The sequence below is a fragment of the Leptotrichia massiliensis genome (genome assembly GCF_900104625.1).
Classification (GTDB): domain Bacteria; phylum Fusobacteriota; class Fusobacteriia; order Fusobacteriales; family Leptotrichiaceae; genus Leptotrichia; species Leptotrichia massiliensis.
In genome coordinates this window covers 58,827-77,262 of the sequence record NZ_FNVZ01000002.1, presented here as the reverse complement: position 1 = coordinate 77,262, position 18,436 = coordinate 58,827, and the positions used below count along the sequence as shown (strand labels likewise).

At 31.1% G+C, this 18,436-nt stretch carries 13 protein-coding genes; 7 read left to right on the top strand and 6 right to left on the bottom strand.

Annotated features, from left to right (window positions below; translation table 11 throughout):
* Nucleotides 1-11: 11 nt before the first annotated feature.
* The 4 genes from BQ5344_RS00700 to BQ5344_RS00685 form a co-directional block, all read right to left on the bottom strand.
* Entirely contained in the window at nt 12-2,192 is a 2,181-nt protein-coding gene (locus BQ5344_RS00700) for a heavy metal translocating P-type ATPase (RefSeq protein ID WP_071123765.1), read from the bottom strand.
* A gap of 33 nt (nt 2,193-2,225) precedes the next feature.
* Complete coding sequence (locus tag BQ5344_RS00695) at nt 2,226-2,597, bottom strand: HMA2 domain-containing protein (RefSeq protein WP_071123764.1); 372 nt, start codon at nt 2,595-2,597, stop codon at nt 2,226-2,228.
* The gene (locus BQ5344_RS00690) at nt 2,597-3,082 is read right to left on the bottom strand and encodes an HMA2 domain-containing protein (protein ID WP_071123763.1); all 486 of its coding nucleotides are present in this window, start codon (nt 3,080-3,082) and stop codon (nt 2,597-2,599) included. The genes BQ5344_RS00695 and BQ5344_RS00690 overlap by 1 nt, the downstream gene beginning before the upstream one ends.
* A gap of 151 nt (nt 3,083-3,233) precedes the next feature.
* A complete protein-coding gene (locus tag BQ5344_RS00685) occupies nt 3,234-4,943 on the bottom strand; it encodes a DUF262 domain-containing protein (protein ID WP_071123762.1) in 1,710 nt (569 codons plus the stop codon).
* 248 nt (nt 4,944-5,191) lie between these two features.
* On the opposite strand from BQ5344_RS00685, the gene BQ5344_RS00680 reads away from it, so the two are divergent.
* Nucleotides 5,192-7,636, top strand: a complete 2,445-nt coding sequence (locus BQ5344_RS00680) for an autotransporter outer membrane beta-barrel domain-containing protein (RefSeq protein WP_071123761.1) — start codon at nt 5,192-5,194, stop codon at nt 7,634-7,636.
* Between the two features lie 313 nt (nt 7,637-7,949).
* Here the strand turns inward: BQ5344_RS00680 and BQ5344_RS00675 are convergent, their stop codons facing one another.
* A complete protein-coding gene (locus BQ5344_RS00675; protein ID WP_071123760.1) occupies nt 7,950-8,549 on the bottom strand; it encodes a histidine phosphatase family protein in 600 nt (199 codons plus the stop codon).
* Nucleotides 8,550-8,595: 46 nt separating this feature from the next.
* Complete coding sequence (gene cobS / locus BQ5344_RS00670) at nt 8,596-9,363, bottom strand: adenosylcobinamide-GDP ribazoletransferase (RefSeq protein ID WP_071123759.1); 768 nt, start codon at nt 9,361-9,363, stop codon at nt 8,596-8,598.
* A 175-nt stretch (nt 9,364-9,538) separates the two neighbouring features.
* Between cobS and BQ5344_RS00665 the strand changes: the two genes are divergently transcribed.
* The 6 genes from BQ5344_RS00665 (at nt 9,539) to BQ5344_RS00640 (ending at nt 18,423) form a co-directional block, all read left to right on the top strand.
* Nucleotides 9,539-10,009, top strand: a complete 471-nt coding sequence (locus tag BQ5344_RS00665) for a precorrin-2 dehydrogenase/sirohydrochlorin ferrochelatase family protein (RefSeq protein ID WP_071123758.1) — start codon at nt 9,539-9,541, stop codon at nt 10,007-10,009.
* Nucleotides 10,010-10,056: 47 nt separating this feature from the next.
* Complete coding sequence (hemB, locus tag BQ5344_RS00660) at nt 10,057-11,025, top strand: porphobilinogen synthase (protein WP_071123782.1); 969 nt, start codon at nt 10,057-10,059, stop codon at nt 11,023-11,025.
* A gap of 26 nt (nt 11,026-11,051) precedes the next feature.
* On the top strand, nt 11,052-12,410 hold the full coding sequence (gene trkA / locus BQ5344_RS00655; protein WP_071123757.1) for a Trk system potassium transporter TrkA: 1,359 nt from the start codon (nt 11,052-11,054) through the stop codon (nt 12,408-12,410).
* A gap of 9 nt (nt 12,411-12,419) precedes the next feature.
* The gene (locus BQ5344_RS00650; RefSeq protein ID WP_071123756.1) at nt 12,420-13,865 is read left to right on the top strand and encodes a TrkH family potassium uptake protein; all 1,446 of its coding nucleotides are present in this window, start codon (nt 12,420-12,422) and stop codon (nt 13,863-13,865) included.
* A 463-nt stretch (nt 13,866-14,328) separates the two neighbouring features.
* Nucleotides 14,329-16,956, top strand: a complete 2,628-nt coding sequence (adhE, locus tag BQ5344_RS00645; protein ID WP_071123755.1) for a bifunctional acetaldehyde-CoA/alcohol dehydrogenase — start codon at nt 14,329-14,331, stop codon at nt 16,954-16,956.
* Between the two features lie 240 nt (nt 16,957-17,196).
* The gene (locus BQ5344_RS00640; protein WP_071123754.1) at nt 17,197-18,423 is read left to right on the top strand and encodes an ABC transporter substrate-binding protein; all 1,227 of its coding nucleotides are present in this window, start codon (nt 17,197-17,199) and stop codon (nt 18,421-18,423) included.
* Nucleotides 18,424-18,436 lie beyond the last annotated feature (13 nt).

Sequence of the window (18,436 nt, the reverse complement as noted above, 5' to 3'; positions counted from 1 at the left end):
CACAAAAATTTTTATTTATTAACATCGTATTTTAATAGTCGCAATGAATTTCCAACTACTAAAATTGTGATAGAGTTATGCAAAATTGAACTGTATATTGCAGGCAAAAGTCCTGTCGCACCTAATACAAGGGCAAAACTGTTTATTCCAATTGCCATTGCAAAATTCTGTTTTATTATTTTTACAGTGTTTTTTGCTAAACCAATTACACCTGGTATTAGTAATGGGTCGTCTGAAGTTATTGTAACATCAGCAGCTTCCATCGCAATGTCGGTACGTGAACTTCCTAGAGCTATTCCTACATTTGCATAGGAAAGGGCAGGAGCGTCGTTTATTCCGTCACCTATCATAATAACTTTTGAACCAATTGAACGGAATTTTAAAATATCTTTAGCTTTGTCCTCAGGCATCAGTTCAGACTCGTATCTATCCATTGACATTCTTGAAGCGATAGTTTCAGCCTGCTGTCTCAAATCTCCTGTTAACAGTACAATATCATCTATTCCTTGATTTCTTAGCCGATTCATTGCCTTTTTTATATTTTCCCTAGGCGGATCTGAAACACCGATAACACCTATTAAATCATTATTTTTAGCCACGTAAATTACAATTTCTCCACGATTTTGCATTCCCTTCACTATATCACTTGCCACTTCTAGTGAAATATCATTCTCTTCCATGTATTTCAGGCTTCCTACACGGATAATATCCTTATTTACAAAAGTTTCTATCCCTCTTGCAACTTTAATAACGGATTCCTTATGTTTTGGAATTTTTAATCCTCTATTTTTAATTTCATTCAAAATTGCACTTGCTAAAGGATGTGATGAAGTTTCTTCAGCCGCTGCGGCTAGCGCAAGCATTCGGTTGTCTTTCATATTTTTTCCAAAAGTCTTCAACGTTTGAATTTTAGGTTTTCCTTCGGTAATTGTACCTGTTTTGTCAAATATTACTGTGTCAGATTTTGAAAGTTCTTCCAGATAGTTGCTTCCTTTAATCAAAATTCCATTTTTAGCCGCTGTATTAATTGAAGCTGAAAATGCTGTTGCTGTTGACAGCCTTATTCCGCATGAATAGTCAATTACAAGCATACTAAGGGCTTTTTGCAAGTTTTTCGTTGAAACATAGACAATTCCGGCGAGCAGAAAGTTAAGCGGGATTAACTGTGCAGAAAATGTATCGGCGTAAGATTGAATATCAGCCTTGTTAAAAGCGGCATCTTCCACTAATTTTATAATTCTGGAAGCTGTCCTGTCATCTCCAACCTTCTCAGCTTTTACAGTAATATTTCCACTTTTTAAAAGCGTTCCTGCAAAAACTTCTTCTCCAGCCTTTTTCGTAACAGGCATATATTCCCCAGTAATTGCCGACTGATCAATTATCGCCTCACCTTTTTCAATCGTTCCATCCACACTTATTTTTTCCCCAGTTTTAACAAGTATAAAATCTCCCTTGCTAATTTCTTCAATTGGAACTTTTTTGGCTGTATTTTCATCATCAGACTGCTTCCAGACATAGTTTTCTCCAACACTTAACATGTCTTTAATTACGCCACGTGTCTTTTTCATTGTATAAACAGTCAGAAGTTCTGCAAATTTTTCTAAAATCATAATTGTCAAAGCTGTTCGTTCGCTTCCTAAAATAATGCTGCTGACGATAGCTGTAGAACTTAGCGTATCTGCGTTGGGACGCTTATTTTGAATAAGAGAATAAATTCCATTTTTTAAAACAGGCAGGGCTAAAGAAACTGTTGATAAAGTTTTGTAGTTAAATAGCCGCCTGATTCCTGTTAATTTTGTCTTTGGATTTGGCAGTAGCAGTAAAAGTACAGCAGCACCAATATTTTTAATAATTTCCTGTGGAGATTCTTCCTGCAGACGTCTTTCAATCACATATTTATTTGATATTTGTTTTTTTTCGTTTTTGTATATATCTACTAGATATGTATTTAATGTATTTTGAAGTAAAGATATTAAGTTTTCACCAGTTAATGAGAAATTGTCAAAATAAACAAGAATAGTTCCTGTAATACTTGAAATTTCAACACTTTGGATATAATGAACCTGCATTAGCTGCTTTGTTATCTCTTCCTTATGAATTCCAAGATATTTTAAAGCTCTTGATTTTATTCTGATTCTTCCACGAATTTCGTGTAAAATCTTGCAGTCCAGCAAATAATCTTTATTTAACATAAAAATCCCTTTCTTTTTTTATTTTGGCAATAATTAAAGTTCTTTAATTATGTTATAAAAAGTATCCAAATTATCTTCTATTTCCTTTAAGGATTTATTTTCATATAATTCAGAATGATTAATCATAGTTTTCCATACTTTGTTCAGCCAGTCCAGTATTTGTTTTTCTGAAATTAATTTTACATCATAGTAAAGTAGAATTTTATTTGTCATATACGAATACTCAATACTTTTTATGCCTTTTTTTGATAAAATAAGTTCTGTAACTCGATAATCATATTTTTTTAATTCTTCTGGAATTTTTGACAAATTTGGGACAGAAAGCCTTAATCTGCCAGGAATACTGTGTACAACCTTTATCTGGTTAAACATCAGATATGTAGCCTTAAATAAATTTTCTAACATTATTTTCTTTTCCCTTCTGATAAAAAAATAAAAGCCCACCATAATAAAGTAGTACCTGTAGGCAATTTTGGAATTTCTCTTAATTTTTTAATACCATAAAAAGCAAAAATTCCTGCAACTAATGTCTTTAAGTCAAGATAACCTCTACTTTTATTGTAAATAGCCATATCAACAGATTCAAATGCCTGTTTTAACAATTCTTTTACTTTTCCAGGCTTATTTTTCAAGGCTTCTTCTTCCAGATGGAGCAGTTTTAGTACGATTAAATATAAAAACGAACTTTCAATAATTTTTTCATCAAAATAAATTAAGATGCTTCCAATAATGGAATTAACGCTTACTGAGTGTATTCCTGATAATTGACGTATATTATTTAAAAATTCCTGTTCTAATTCTTCATTTTCCTTTAATACATCTGTTTGAAGTCTCAAACGTCCATTCTGGTAATGTTTTACTTGAATAACGCCATAAAAATTTTGTAACATAACCAACTCCTTAAATATTTTCATAAATTATTATATACCTTTTTATTTTAAATTTCAAGAATTTAATTAAATAAAATAAAACAGACTTTAAAACAATTTTATCAAAAAATAAGTGCATTTCTAACACCCTTATCCTAAAAAATTATTAAATTTAAAATTCATATTCTCCATTCCAAGTAATAAACAATTTAACAAGCTCTTCTGCTACTTTCTTGTTTCTTATATTAATGTCTTCAAAAGTCCAGTCAGTCTTATCTGCTGGGATTAGTTCACGTACATATTTAATTTTAGATTTTTCATAACTTGCTTTTTTCTTGTCAAAAAAGTTTTCTGAAGCTTTAATTGATAATTTTTTCTCGAAAGGAATCTTGTTCCCTATGTAGTTTATATATTCTTTAACTTGTTTATTTTCAATGCTTTCTGAAAAACGGTTGCTCCATTTTTGTGGTAAAATATACTCAACTTCCCATTTTTTAGGCAGTAATTCATCCTGATTGTTATACACAACCATTTTTAAAATCATACGTACTAGATTTTTGTTTGGTGTTTTTACTTTTTCCTGAAGCACAGAAATTGGAATATTTTTGAATGCAATTTTTGGTGAAATATTGTCGATTATATCTACATTTAATTTTAGAATATCAGATTTTACAGCTGAAACGCTTGGTGTTACAAGGTAATTTGCAGTCAATTCTAAAAACAGTTTTCGTAAAAATTTCAAGAAATATGTTTCGAAGTTTTCCTTATCACCGTGAGCCAAATAATACACAACAACAGGATATTTCCAAGATTCATTTGGATAGGCAGACAAAGTATCCAAAATCTTTATAATTTGTATATTTTCTGTCCAAGGTTTTTCATCAATTGATTCACGTCTGTTCATAACTACCCATAAATCCAAAATTTGATCCAAATGTTTCAATAAGTTTGATTTATAAAGCCGTGTAAATCCGCCTTTTGAATAAAAACGTCTAAGTCCAAGTGTAGTTGTTGCCATATCTTTTTCAGAAGCTCTTAGGTAAAACATATAATAATAAAACAATTGTTTTACATTTTCTTTAGCATAAATTGCCCGCTCACTCAAGTTTTTCCATTGTTTAATAAATAATTTTTTGTATTCTTTTTTTATTTTATTATACATTTTTGCCTTAAAAATATCTGCTTCAGAAAGAGGTAATCCTCTATCATTCAAAGTAGAAAATACGCTTAAAGCATCGTCTTGTGAATCTGTTTTTATTGGGAAAACAACAGCTCTGTTTAACGTGTAATAAATAAATTCCAGCATTAATGTCGGACTTAATTCACAAAGCTTATTAAATAGTTTTTGAAATAAAATGTAGTTTTTAGAATAATTATCAGTTGCTTTAGGATCAGCAATCCCGCTTTCCAAAATATTTTGTAAAATTTTATTTCCTTCATTGTCAATAACTCTGGAAGTAATCAAAACACTAGTATAATCAACTTCTCCAGTAAGTTTTGCCTGCTTCCACAAAGCTGGCTCAATTTGTCTTATAAAATTTTCCTGTTCTACAGTTTTGTTTTCATAAGAAGTTAATTTTGTGTAAATTGCTCGTAAAAGCAAAAATAATGAAGTTATTCTTTGCTGTCCATCGATAATTTCCTGTTCACCATCTTCATTTTCATAGGAAACAATACTTCCCAAAAAATATGTACCTTCTATTTCATTAGCTCTCTTAGCTTCATTTTCTGTAAATTCTAATAAATCATAAAATAACGTTTTAGTTTCATTTTCAGTCCAAGAATATGGTCTTTGATATTCAGGTATCAAAAATGTCTGATCTTTACCACTTTCTAGTAACTGCTTTATGCTTTGCTTATTAACTTGTATTGTTGCAACCATAACGCCTCCTATTTCGTTCTTTTTATAAATTATACACTATTTTTAGATTATTTTTCAACTATAATTTTTCCCATAGTAACATATAAAATGAAGTTTAAAGTTTTAGAAAGTGATTTTATCCTTGTTTAGTTTAATTTTGATTTTTAATATATTATTAAAATAAAAATTGACAGAAAAAATAAAAAATGTTAAAATACTACGAATCTTATACATATAATTAATATTTAAAAGTTGAACAAGGAGAGAGCATGCTATTTAAAGAAACAGAAAGATTTTTAAAAAGAATATTAAAGAAAAAATACAAATATACAAAAATGTTGTTAATAACATTTTTAATGACAGGTGGATTGGGAATGGCAGCGCCAATAACACCAAATGCGAATGGAGAATACATTGTAAATTCAGGTACAGGAGATGGAGAAATTTTAAATTTTTCTAATTCATACAATTCACATGGAGCATTTAGAATTAGTGAGGGTAAAAAATTTACTTTGAAAGGATACGGAGATATTGATGCGACAACGCAAGCGCCTTTATTTACACCTAGAACTGCAATAACAGTCACAAATTCAAATACAGAATTTGAGGCAACGGGTACAGGTGTAGGCGGGGATTCTGTTGAAATATCCATTCTTCCGTCAAAAGAAGCAATTTTATATACAGTAACAGATCCAATTACTGGTGTAAGTTCTAGTGCTATAAATCAAAAAGTAACTTTAAAAGATGTGTTTATATGGGCACCAAGAAATTCGACAGAATCTACTGTGAAAGTTGAAGCAAAAAATGGAAAGAGCATAAAAAATGCAGAACTTAATTTAATTGGTAGTAATGGTTTTAAATCACAAATTCATTCAAATAATAGTGGTTGGGTAGTTGAAGTTGAAGCTGATGAAACAAATGGAGTTTATTCAGAATTAACAGTTAATGGAATAGATGATGGTACTGAAGGTGATGGAGGAACGCAAATATTAGGTTTAATGACAAAACATGGAAAATCTGTTTTAAATGTAAATTTAATAGGTGGAGCATATTGGGGATTAAGTAAAAATAATTCAATTTCTGAACAAAGAGCAACACTTAACTCATTAAATATAGGTAGTAATTCCTTTATATCATTTGATGAAAATAATGTTACAGAAAGTGATGGAGTAACTTCAATTTATTATATAAAATTAACATCTGATGGAATTAATAATGATGGAACTCTAAATAACAGCGGGCTTATTCAATTAAAAAGTGATTCCAACAAAGATAGACTTACTATAGAAGGAAATTATCACGGAAATAACGGTACAATTGAAATGAATACTATTTGGAATGCTCCAGGAGATGAAAATGGAACAAATTCAGAATCAGATTTAGTTTACATTACGGGAAATGCGACAGGGACAACAAAGGTAGTACCAGTTTATATTGATGACACTCCAGAAGAAAATCAATTTGATAATTATATTCCAGGAAATGTACAACAATTATCACAACGTATAAACAGTGTACCAGTTGTAAAAGTAGCTGGAAATTCTACGCCAACTACATTTACTGGAACAGCGAGAACGGCTGGAGCTGCGGAGGCTCAACTTGCGAGCAGACAAGTTAATGGTATTTGGGAATACTACTGGACTATTGCACCTCTTGGAAGTTCTGGAGCCACTGCTGGAGTGATTGGTGGAGCTGGTACTGGTAGTTCAGGTTCGAGTCGTCCAATCTATATTATGGCACAGCCAGTGTCGGCCTATGTGTTAATGCCAAAAGTAAATATGGAAATGGGTTATTCTTCTGTTGGAACTTTATATGAAAGAAGAGGAGAAAATAAAATATTAGATTTAGAAAAGATGTCAGCTGATAAAGGACAGTTATGGACAAGAATTTACGGTAGTGGTATGAGCGAAAAAGGTAAGGAAAGATTTGAATACGAAAGTAATCTTTATGGAGTGCAGCTAGGGCATGACTTTAAAATAAATAAGGATAAAAATGGGAATAACCATTTATTAGGTGGTTATATTTCATATAATAGGGCAAGTGCAGATTTTTTTGACAGATACCGTGCTGAAAATGGAAGAATTTCTGATGATAGATATACAGGTAAAGGAAAAGCGGAAAGTATTTCATTAGGTATTACAAAAACAAAATATACAGAAAATGGCTCATATTATGATTTAGTGGGACAAATTTCATATTTACAAAATAAATATAAATCAAGAGATGACTTTAATGTAAAACAAAGAGGCTACGGATTGTTATTTTCAGGAGAAGCTGGAAAATCATTTGGAATTGGAAAAGCTGGGACATGGGCAATTGAACCACAAGCACAGTTAATATATCAATATTTGAACACAAAGTCATTTAATGATGGATTGAGAAAAGTCAGTCAGGATAATAGAAATGGATTACGTGGAAGAATAGGAATCAAACTTTCTTATAATGGAAATTCAGATGAGGGGCGAACAAATACATATTATGTTGTAGCAAATATTTGGCATGATTTTACAAAATATGAAAATAAATATACAAACATAGGTTTTGACAAAGTAACCGAAAAACTTGGTACAACTTGGGGAGAAATAGGGTTAGGAGCACAAGCACCATTAGGACAAAAAAGCAATTTATACATCGACACAAGATACGAACAGTCGTTTGGTAATTCAAGACGTTCTGGATTTAGAGGAACAATAGGATTTAAACATACTTTTTAATAAAAAAATTTAGTTGAGATTTAAAATAACTTATGTGATATGATTATTCCATAAAACTAACTAACATTTGGAGATAAAAAAAGAGAGTGTTGCACCACTCTCTTTTCTTTTTACAGAAATTTTTTAATTAAGTATCTCAATACTTCCAGTAAAATTAGTAAAAGAATTTTGATAGTTTCTTTTACTCTCATCTTTATTCACCTTTTAACATTCGGAGTTAATATATTATAACATAAATTTAATTGATTAAAATTATTTTTTAATAAATTAAGATAAACATTAAAAATAAAGATATAAAAAATTAATATTTTATTTATTTATTAATATAATTAAAATAAATAAATCCATCATTCATAACAGTCATCTTTGTAATGCTTCCGTTATCCAGCTTGAATCGCCAATAGCCGTCAAGATTATTGAATAAATAATAACTGATTAAGGATTGAATTACACCAGCATGAGCTACAACAAGTATTTTTTTATTTTTGCATTCATTCTTTATTTTATTAATTTTGGCGACACTTCGTTTTTGTAAATCAGAAAGGCTTTCCCCACCTTCTGCCTTAAAATTTCTCCAGTTATTTTTCATTTCATTAACATAATCTGGAAACTGTTCTTCGATCTCTTTGTAAGTTTTTCCTTCAAGTATTCCAAAATTTATTTCTCTTAGGTTTTCAGAAAAATGCTGTTTTATATCTTTGTCAATTTCTAAAAGTTCCAGACTTTCTCGGCATCGTTTTAAGTCGCTTGAAAATATTATGTCAATTTTTTCGTTCATTTTTTCGAGTTTCTTTTTCGTATTTTTTAACTGGTTTATTCCTGTTTGATTCAAACTAGGGTTCAAATGCCCATAATATAAATGTTTTTTGTTACAGTCTGTTTCCCCGTGCCTTATAAATAAAATTTCTGTCATTTCGCTTTTCCTTTCTTTTTTACTATTCTTACTTATCCTATTTTATTTATCGTAAAATGATTCCTAAAAATAAAACTAAAATCGAAGTCAGCTCAAGAGAAGCTCCCATTGTGTCACCAGTTATCCCTCCAATTTTTTTGCGTACGTTCAGCATAAACAGAATTATAAATAAAAGTGCAACAAATACAGTAACAGTACCTTTTGAGCCAATTATAAAAAATACTAGGATATTGGTTAAAACAAGTGAAAAAATTACTTCAAAAATTCCATTTTCAGAAATTATGGCATTGCTCATTCCAGATTTTCTGGCATAATCGGCAAGTCCAGTGTTTATAGAAGTTGAGAATCTTGCAATAATCGGGAAAATTATTAAATATTTAGGATTTATTGCTATAATTTCAGAGATAAGGGCTATTTTTGTAATGAAATATAAAATTAAAACTACAGCTCCATTTGTTCCAATTCTTGAATCTTTCATAATTTCTAGCATTCTTTCTTTCTTAGCATAACTGAAAAGACCGTCAAAAGTATCGCCAAGTCCATCAATGTGAATTATTCCAACAGTCATAATTTCCACAATTATTAAAATTACAGCGATTATTGTCTTGCCATAAAGAATGTTTTTTAAATACGTTGCAATTAAAAAGTTTGTACAATATAGAATTAATCCAATAATTAATCCAACTAGAGGGAAAAATTTGATGGACTTTCCTAGCTTTTTTTCGCTATAATCTACTTTTATCGGAATAGGAATACGAGTCATAAATTGGATTAAAATAATAAATTGTTCAAAAAAATTTTTTATGTATTTCATACAATTTTCTCCATTTTTGTTTTTAGATTTTTTATATTTTATCATTTTTATTGAAAAAAATCACGTTATTTTGATACTTTACAATGAAAAAAATATTATTCTGTAAATACCTTGTTTTTATATTTATTATGTGGTATTCTATTGTCAGAAAATAAAAAGTGAAAGGAGTATTAAAATGTGGTTTCCATTGTTTATAAATTTGGAAAATAAGAAAGTTCTAGTAATTGGAGGAGGAAAAGTTGCCGCTAAGAAAATTGAGAAAATTTTAGAATATGGAGCGGATATTACAGTCGTGACTGAAAATGTTATGGAAGAGAAATTGTTGAAGCTGGAAAATGTTAAGATTGAAAATAACCAAAAAATTGAAAATGATAAAGCCAAGATTGAAAAGCTTGTAAAAGGATATTTTTTGGTAATCGCAGCTACAGACAACGAGGAATTAAATGAAAATATAGCAAATGTTTGTGATTCGAATGGAATGCTTATTAACAATGTATCTTCAAAAATTAAGATGAATGCAATGTTTGGAGGAATTGTGAAAAATAGTGAGTTTCAAATTGCAATTTCTACAAGCGGAAAAAACTGCAAGCGTTCACGTGCCATGAAAAGTGAGATTCAAAAAGTTCTTGATAAAATAGAAAAATAAATATTTTAAATTTTAGAAATAATAAAATGAAAAAAGGTGAAGCAAAAATGTTTAAAAGACATAGAAAGTTACGAAAAAATGAAATAATAAGAAATCTTGTAAAAGATGTGTATGTTGCAAAGGAGGACTTGATTTATCCAATTTTTATTGAGGAAGGAGAAAATATCAAAAGTGAAATTCCTTCAATGCCAGGGATTTTTAGATATTCCATTGACAGACTTTCGGAAGAACTGGATGAATTAGTAAAATTAGGAATAAATTCGATTTTACTATTTGGGATTCCGAAAAATAAGGATGCTTGTGCTACAGAAGCATATAATGAGAATGGAGTTGTTCAGAATGCAGTCAGATTTATAAAGGAAAATTATCATAATTTTCTTGTAATCTGTGATATTTGCTGCTGCGAGTACACGAGTCACGGACATTGTGGAATACTTGATGAAAATGGCTACGTAAAAAATGATGAAACTTTGGAAGTTCTTGCAAAAACAGCACTTTCGTATGCAAAAGCAGGAGCAGATATTATGGCGCCTTCAGACATGATGGATGGACGTGTGGAAAAAATTGCTGAAGTTTTGGCTAAAAATAATTTTAAAAATATTCCGATAATGGCATATTCAGTAAAATATTCATCAGCATTTTATGGACCTTTTAGAGATGCTGCAGATTCAGCGCCTCAGTTTGGAGATAGAAAGTCTTATCAAATGAACTTTCAGTATTCAAAGGATTCAATAGATGAAGTCAGTGAAGACTTGCGACAGGGAGCAGACATTATAATCGTAAAGCCAGCAATGGCATATCTTGATATAATAAAAAAAGTAAATGATGCTTTTGAAGTGCCGATTGTGGCTTATAGTGTTTCTGGAGAGTATTCGATGGTAAAGGCGGCGGCTCAAAATGGATGGATTGATGAAATGAAAATAGTGATGGAGCAGATGTATGCGATGAAAAGAGCTGGAGCAAATGCCATTATTACATATTATGCGAAGGAAATTGCAAAATATTTGGAAAAATAAAAAATAAAAAAGAGAGAGTATAAAGTATGAAAATAGTTATAGCAGGAGCTGGTGTCGTTGGTGAATCACTTTGCAGCGAACTGTCAGAGGTGGGAAACGACGTAATCTTAATTGAAAAAGAGGAAAAAGTATTAAATAAACTTATGGAAAATTATGATATAACAGGAATGGTTGGAAATGGGGCTTCATACGAAACGCTGCTAGAAGCTGGTGCAGACAGTGCCGATATTTTTATTGCGGCTACAGAGTCCGATGAGTTAAATATAATTTCCTCAATTATTGCAAAAAAAATAGGAGCAAAATTTACGATAGCAAGGGTAAGAAATCCTGAGTACAGTTCAAATATGCAGTTTGTAAGAGAAAATTTGGGAATTTCACTTATGTTAAACCCTGAATTTGAATCAGCAAAAAATATTGCCAATAAACTGATGTTTCCAGTAGCATTAAGTGTGGAGAATTTTTTTGGACAGAAAGCAAATTTTATTTCAATAAGAGTCGAAAAACATAGCTTTTTGAACGGAACGCAGTTAAAATATCTGGAATTTGATTCACAAGACAAGATAATAATCTGTACTGTTAAGAGAGGTAACGAAATATTTATACCAAGTGGAGATTTTACAATTCTTGAAGGCGATATTATTTATATTGCTGGATCTATTGAGGCAGTACGTAAATTTTATGATAAAATTGAACAAAGCAATTTAAAAATAAAGTCAACAATAGTTATTGGAGGCGGGACAATTTCTCACTATTTGGTTAGAAAACTGCTGGAAAATAAAAATAAAGTTAAGGTTATTGAAAACGACAGAGAACGTGCTGAAAAATTGAGTGAAGCATATTCAAAAGCTATTGTAATACGGGGAGATGAAGCAGATCAGGAATTTTTGATTCAGGAAGGTATAAAAAATTATGATGCTGTTGTAATTATTACTGACAGCGATGAGGAAAATGCCGTTATTTCAATGTTTGTAAATTCTATAACAGATGCCAAATTGATTACAAAAATGAACAGGACTTTATTGCTTCCAATATTGGAAAGCAGCACAGGGACTTCAACAGTCGTACCTAAAAAAGTTATTTCTGATATGATAATAAGTGTTGTAAGATCAAGAACCGATATGCGAAGTTCTACAATGAGTTTATTATACAGACTTGAAAATAAAGTTGAACTTATTACTTTTGAAATTAATGAAAATAGTGCCGCTATTGATATTCCGTTAAAAGACTTGAAAATAAAAAAAGGAACATTGGTTGCAAGCATATTGAGAAATGGAAAAATGATTTTTCCAGGTGGAAATGATATGATAAAAAGTAATGACAGCGTGATGATAGTTTCGACAATTCCTTCAATAGAAGATTTTGACGATATACTTGAGCGAGTTTAAGGAGTAAAAATGAATAAAAAAATGATAGGTTACATAATCGGGAAAATACTTATACTTGAAGCTGGATTAATGGTTTTACCTCTAATTATAAGTTTTTTGTACAATGAAAGCATAAAATATAAAATTGCTTACGGCTCTGTAATACTTCTTCTTCTGGCAACTGGCTTTCTGCTTTCAGCAAAACTTCCTAAAGATCAGCGGATTCAAGGAAGAGAAGGTTATATAATTGTTTCACTTTCGTGGATTTTAATGTCTATGTTTGGAGCATTGCCGTTTGTATTCACAAAGGAAATACCGTCGTTTGTAGATGCCTTTTTTGAAATTGTGAGCGGTTTTACGACGACTGGTTCAAGTATAATAACTGATCTTAGTAAAATTAGCCAGTCCAATTTATTCTGGCGAAGTTTTACTCACTTTGTTGGAGGAATGGGAGTGTTAGTTCTGGCACTTGCAATTTTTCCCAGTTCTGCTACTTCAGTTCACGTAATGAAGGCAGAAGTTCCAGGTCCGACATTTGGAAAGTTAGTGTCCAAATTATCAACAACAGCCAGAATGCTTTATAAAATTTATATTGTAATGACAATTGCTGTAATAATTTTATTAATGTTTGGTGGGCTGGACTTGTTTGAATCTTCGCTTCTTGCATTTGGTACGGCTGGAACAGGTGGTTTCGGGGTAAGAAATGGGAGTATCTTACCATATAACAACCCTTATGTTGAAATTGTTTTAGGAATTGGAATGCTAGTTTTTGGAGTAAACTTTAATATTTATTATTTTATTTTAATTGGAAAAGTAAAAGATGTATTTAAAAATGAAGAATTAAAATATTATTTGTTAATAGTTTTTGGAGCAATCGCATTAATAGTTTTTAATATATATCAAACATATGGCTCAATCTGGAAGTGCATAAGAGATGTATTCTTCTCTGTTTCCTCGGTTATTACAACAACAGGATATTCCACAGCCGACTTCGGAAAATGGCCGTTATTTTCACAAGTTATCTTGTTGATACTAATGTTTTTTGGTGCATGTGCAGGCTCTACCGCTGGGGGACTGAAAATATCGAGAGTAGTGTTAATGGTAAAAATCTACTTTGCAGAAATAGTCCAAATGATAAGCCCAAATCGTGTAGTTACAGTAAAATATGATGATAAGGCAGTAAATGTGAAAATGCAAAAAAGCATCGCAGTATATTTTCTAGTATATGCTCTTGTTTTTGGAGGAATTTTACTAATAATTTCCTATTCAGTGGATGATTTTATGACAGCATTCAGTGCCGTTGCAGCCACATTCAACAATATCGGTCCAGGACTAGGAAAAGTAGGTCCAGCATTTAGCTTTGCTGAACTGAATAATTTTTCAAAAGTAATCCTAAGTTTTGGAATGTTGGCAGGAAGGCTGGAAATTTTTCCAATGTTAATATTATTTTCTCCAACAGCATGGAAATTAAAATAATTTATGATATAATGAAAATCATAATCAAAAAACAAAACAACGTTATTAATGTGTGTGGAAGTAGAATTTTTGGGATTCTGCTTCCTTTTTCGTTTTTTATTTTTTGCTTAACAAATATAAAAAAGAAAGTATAATTAAACATACCAAGTCCCCTATAAATCATTACTTGATTCTTGTAGGACTTTTAATTTATTTTGATAAACCTTGATTACTATGAAAACTAACTCACTAACACTCGCTTTAGAAAAAATTTATAAAATATATTTGTTATAAAGGTTTTGACGAAAGAAATACATAAATGTATTTAATCGTTTTTATTCACCAAAAATTACCTTACTTTGTTATACAAATATAAATTATAATGAGAAAGTGAAAAAAAACACTTGAGTTTTTTGATAAAATAGAGTATTATATAATTTATAAGGAATGTAACAAAATATATGCTTTATTTATAGGAGGAAAAATGGCAGTAGTTAAAGATTTGGAAAGTTTGAAGGCACTTATTCAAAGAGTTAGAAAAGCTCAGGAAGAATTTGCGACATTTGATCAGGAAAGAGTCGACAAGATTTTTAGAAAAGTGGCTCAAAAAATGAATGATGAAAGAATTACGCTGGCAAATTTGGCAGTGGCAGAAACTGGAATGGGAATTGTGGAAGATAAAGTTATAAAAAATCACTTTGCTTCTGAATATATTTACAATAAATACAAAGACGAAAAAACTTGTGGAGTGTTGGAAGACGACAGATCTTATGGAGTTAAAAAAATTGCAACTCCAATAGGAATTATCGCAGGTATTGTACCAACAACAAACCCGACTTCAACAGCAATGTTCAAAACATTAATATCATTGAAAACAAGAAATGCAATAATATTTTCACCACATCCAAGAGCGAAACAAGCAACAATTGAAACAGCTAAAATTGCATTGGAAACAGCAGTAAAATATGGAGCACCAAAGGATATAATTGGATGGATTGATGAACCAAGTGTGGAATTATCAAGAGAACTTATGGCAAGTGCTGATTTAATACTTGCGACAGGTGGACCAGGAATGGTTAAATCTGCTTATTCATCAGGAACTCCTGCGATTGGGGTTGGAGCTGGAAATACACCAGTTGTAATTGATAAATCAGCAGATATAAAAATGACTGCAAACTATATTTTAATGTCTAAAACATTTGATAATGGGGTAATTTGTGCGACAGAGCAGTCTGTAATTATAGATAAAGAAATTTATGATAAAGTTAGAAGCGAGTTTTTAAACAGAGGAGCTTATATTCTTAATGAAGAAGAATTAAACAAAGTAAGAGAAATATTGTTTATAAATGGAAACTTGAATGCTGATGTAGTTGGAAAAAGTGCATACGTTATTGCAGGTATGGCAGGATTTGAAATTCCAAAAAGTTCAAAAGTTTTAATTGGAGAAGTAGAATCTACTGCAACAGAAGAACCTTTTGCACACGAAAAATTATCTCCAGTGCTTGCAATGTATAAAGCAGAAGATTTTGAAGATGGACTTAAAAAAGCTGATGAATTAGTAAGACTTGGAGGATTAGGACATACATCTTCGTTATATATTAATTTAGCTGAAAAAGAAAAAATAGATAAATTTGGAAGATTGATGAAAACAGGACGTACACTAATCAATATGCCAGCATCACTTGGAGCAATCGGAGATGTATTTAACTTTAAATTAGAGCCATCATTAACACTTGGATGTGGTTCATGGGGAGGAAATTCTGTGTCAGAAAACGTAGGAGTAAAACATTTATTAAATGTAAAAACAATTGCAGAAAGAAGAGAAAATATGTTATGGTTCAAAGTTCCTGAAAAAATTTATTTCAAATACGGATCGCTTCCGACAGCTTTAGAAGAATTGAAAGGAAGTCACAAAAAAGCATTTATCGTAACGGATAAAGTATTGGCTGAATTAGGATATACAGAACATATTACAAAAGTACTTGATAGTATACATATCGATTATAGAATATTCTCAGAAGTAAAAGAGGATCCAACATTAAGTTCAGCTCAGGCTGGAGCAAAAGCAATGCTTGAATACAATCCTGATGTTGTTATTGCTCTTGGTGGAGGATCTGCAATGGATGCCGCTAAAATTATGTGGGTATTGTACGAACATCCAGAACTTCGATTTAGAGATTTGGCAATGAGATTTATGGATATTAGAAAGAGAATCATTGAATTTCCTGAAATGGGTAAAAAAGCGAAATTTATTGCAGTGGCAACATCAGCTGGAACTGGTTCGGAAGTAACGCCATTCTCAGTAATTACAGATGATGAAACTGGAATCAAATATCCTCTTGCAGATTATGCATTGACACCACACGTGGCAATTAATGACCCTGAACTTATGCTTACAATGCCAAAAGGGCTTACAGTAGCTTCTGGAATTGACGTATTTACACATGCTCTTGAGGCTTATGTTTCAGTTATGGCAACAGAATACACAAAACCTTATTCAAAAGAAGCAGCTAGGCTTGTATTTAAATACTTACCAGAATCAGTAGAATTAGGTTCAAAAGCAATTAAAGCAAAAGAAAAAATGGCAAATGCTTCATGTCTTGCAGGAATGGCTTTCGCAAATGCATTCTTAGGAATAAACCACTCACTTGCACACAAACTTGGAGGAAAATTCCACGTGCCACACGGTATCGCAAATGCTATGCTTCTTGAAGAAGTTATCCGTTTCAATGCAGCTGAGGCTCCAACAAAGATGGGATTATTCCCTCAATATAGATATCCTGATGCAATGCAAAGATACGCTGAAATGAACGATTATCTAGGATTTGGCGGAAATACTAAAGAAGAAAAAGTAGAAAATTTAATTAAAGGAATTAATGAATTAAATAGAAAAATAGGAATTCCAGCAAGTATTAAAGAATGGGGAGTGCCTGAAAAAGACTTCTTGGAAGCTGTAGATGAAATGTCACTAGATGCTTTCGATGACCAATGTACTCCAGCTAACCCAAGATATCCGCTAATGGAAGAATTAAGAGAAATTTACTTGAAGGCTTACTACGGAAAAGAATGGGAAAATGAAAAAGAAAGAGTAGCAAAAATTTTAGGATTCTAATTAAAACAATAATAACTTAAAAATAAAGGATTGTCTTATAAATTTGAGATAGTCTTTTTTTATAAAATTTATTTAATTCATGTAACAAACATTACACTTTTTCTTTGTTATTTTATGTTATAATTTTTCATACTGGACAATTTTACAAAACTTATTAAAAAGAGTCAGAAAATATTTTAATTTTCACATAAGACTCTTTTTAATATTTTAAATTTTATTTAATTTAAGGAGAAAATTAATATGTTTAGTTTAGACGATACACTTTATGAAATTATAAATAAATATCCTGAAGCTTTGGATTTTTTTATTGCAAATGGATTTGAACAGTTAAAAAATAAGCAGATGCTTGAGGTTATGGGGAAAAATATTACTTTGAAAATGGCTCTTATGTCAAAAAAACTTAATCAGGAACTGTTTATTGAAAAACTGGAAACATTTTTAAAAAAAGATGCAGATATTGATGTTTCGCTAGATGAGAGCAAAGCTGATGAAAATAGTGACTTAATAATTGAAGGAGTTCTGCCTTGCCCTATTAGAATACCACTTTTAGAAGGTATAAAAGACTGGGTAAACGAACAGAACGAGAAAAACGATTATACTATTTCATATACCTTAAAATCAGCAAATTTAGGGCTTGACTGGGTTGTAGAAAAAGTTAAGACAGGTAATCCTGATAAAGTTTCGGATGTGCTTCTTTCGGCTGGATTTGAACTATTTTTTGATAAGAATTTGATGGGACAGTACATGGAAAATGGTATTTTTGAAACACACCTTGAAAATATGAATAAAGATTTTTGCAACGAAACTATTGACTTGCGGGATCCTAAAAAGCGTTACGCAATAATGGGAGTCGTGCCAGCAATATTTTTAGTAAACAAGACTTCTTTAGGAGATCGAAAAGCACCGGAAACTTGGGCAGGCTTATTAAATGAAGAATTTGAAGATTCAGTTGCATTGCCAATGGCTGATTTAGACTTGTTTAATGCCCTTCTTGCAAATCTTTACAAAGATTTTGGAATGGACGGGATACATAAATTGGCACGTTCATACAAAAAGAGCTTGCACCCTGCTCAAATGGTAAAAGCCAGAACTCGAACACCAGAAGCCCCTGCTGTCAGCATTATTCCATACTTTTTTTCACAAATGATTGATGGATCAGGAGATTTGGAGGCTGTATGGCCAAAAGATGGAGCTTTGCTAAGTCCGATATTTATGATTACAAAAAAATCTAAGGCAGATAAAATCAAGCCATTTATGGACTTATTTATGTCAAATGAAATTGGAACAATTTTTTCTGCAAACGGAAAATTCCCATCAACAAATCCAAATGTGGATAACCATTTAGAAGAACATCAGAATTTCAAATGGATTGGCTGGGATTACATCTATAGCCATGATATTGGGAAAATTATTCGTGAATGTGAAGAAGAATTTAATAATGATGTACAAAAAAGTTTTACAGAATAATTTTTAAATAAAA

Bases quoted from the DNA above. Each gene is read 5' to 3' on its own strand.
- BQ5344_RS00680 (WP_071123761.1), top strand. From the start codon at position 5,192: ATGCTATTTAAAGAAACAGAAAGATTTTTAAAAAGAATATTAAAGAAA.
- BQ5344_RS00695 (WP_071123764.1), bottom strand. From the start codon at position 2,597: ATGTTAGAAAATTTATTTAAGGCTACATATCTGATGTTTAACCAGATA.
- adhE (WP_071123755.1), top strand. From the start codon at position 14,329: ATGGCAGTAGTTAAAGATTTGGAAAGTTTGAAGGCACTTATTCAAAGA.
- BQ5344_RS00690 (WP_071123763.1), bottom strand. From the start codon at position 3,082: ATGTTACAAAATTTTTATGGCGTTATTCAAGTAAAACATTACCAGAAT.
- BQ5344_RS00650 (WP_071123756.1), top strand. From the start codon at position 12,420: ATGAATAAAAAAATGATAGGTTACATAATCGGGAAAATACTTATACTT.
- BQ5344_RS00675 (WP_071123760.1), bottom strand. From the start codon at position 8,549: ATGACAGAAATTTTATTTATAAGGCACGGGGAAACAGACTGTAACAAA.
- BQ5344_RS00700 (WP_071123765.1), bottom strand. From the start codon at position 2,192: ATGTTAAATAAAGATTATTTGCTGGACTGCAAGATTTTACACGAAATT.
- BQ5344_RS00640 (WP_071123754.1), top strand. From the start codon at position 17,197: ATGTTTAGTTTAGACGATACACTTTATGAAATTATAAATAAATATCCT.
- trkA (WP_071123757.1), top strand. From the start codon at position 11,052: ATGAAAATAGTTATAGCAGGAGCTGGTGTCGTTGGTGAATCACTTTGC.
- hemB (WP_071123782.1), top strand. From the start codon at position 10,057: ATGTTTAAAAGACATAGAAAGTTACGAAAAAATGAAATAATAAGAAAT.
- BQ5344_RS00665 (WP_071123758.1), top strand. From the start codon at position 9,539: ATGTGGTTTCCATTGTTTATAAATTTGGAAAATAAGAAAGTTCTAGTA.
- BQ5344_RS00685 (WP_071123762.1), bottom strand. From the start codon at position 4,943: ATGGTTGCAACAATACAAGTTAATAAGCAAAGCATAAAGCAGTTACTA.
- cobS (WP_071123759.1), bottom strand. From the start codon at position 9,363: ATGAAATACATAAAAAATTTTTTTGAACAATTTATTATTTTAATCCAA.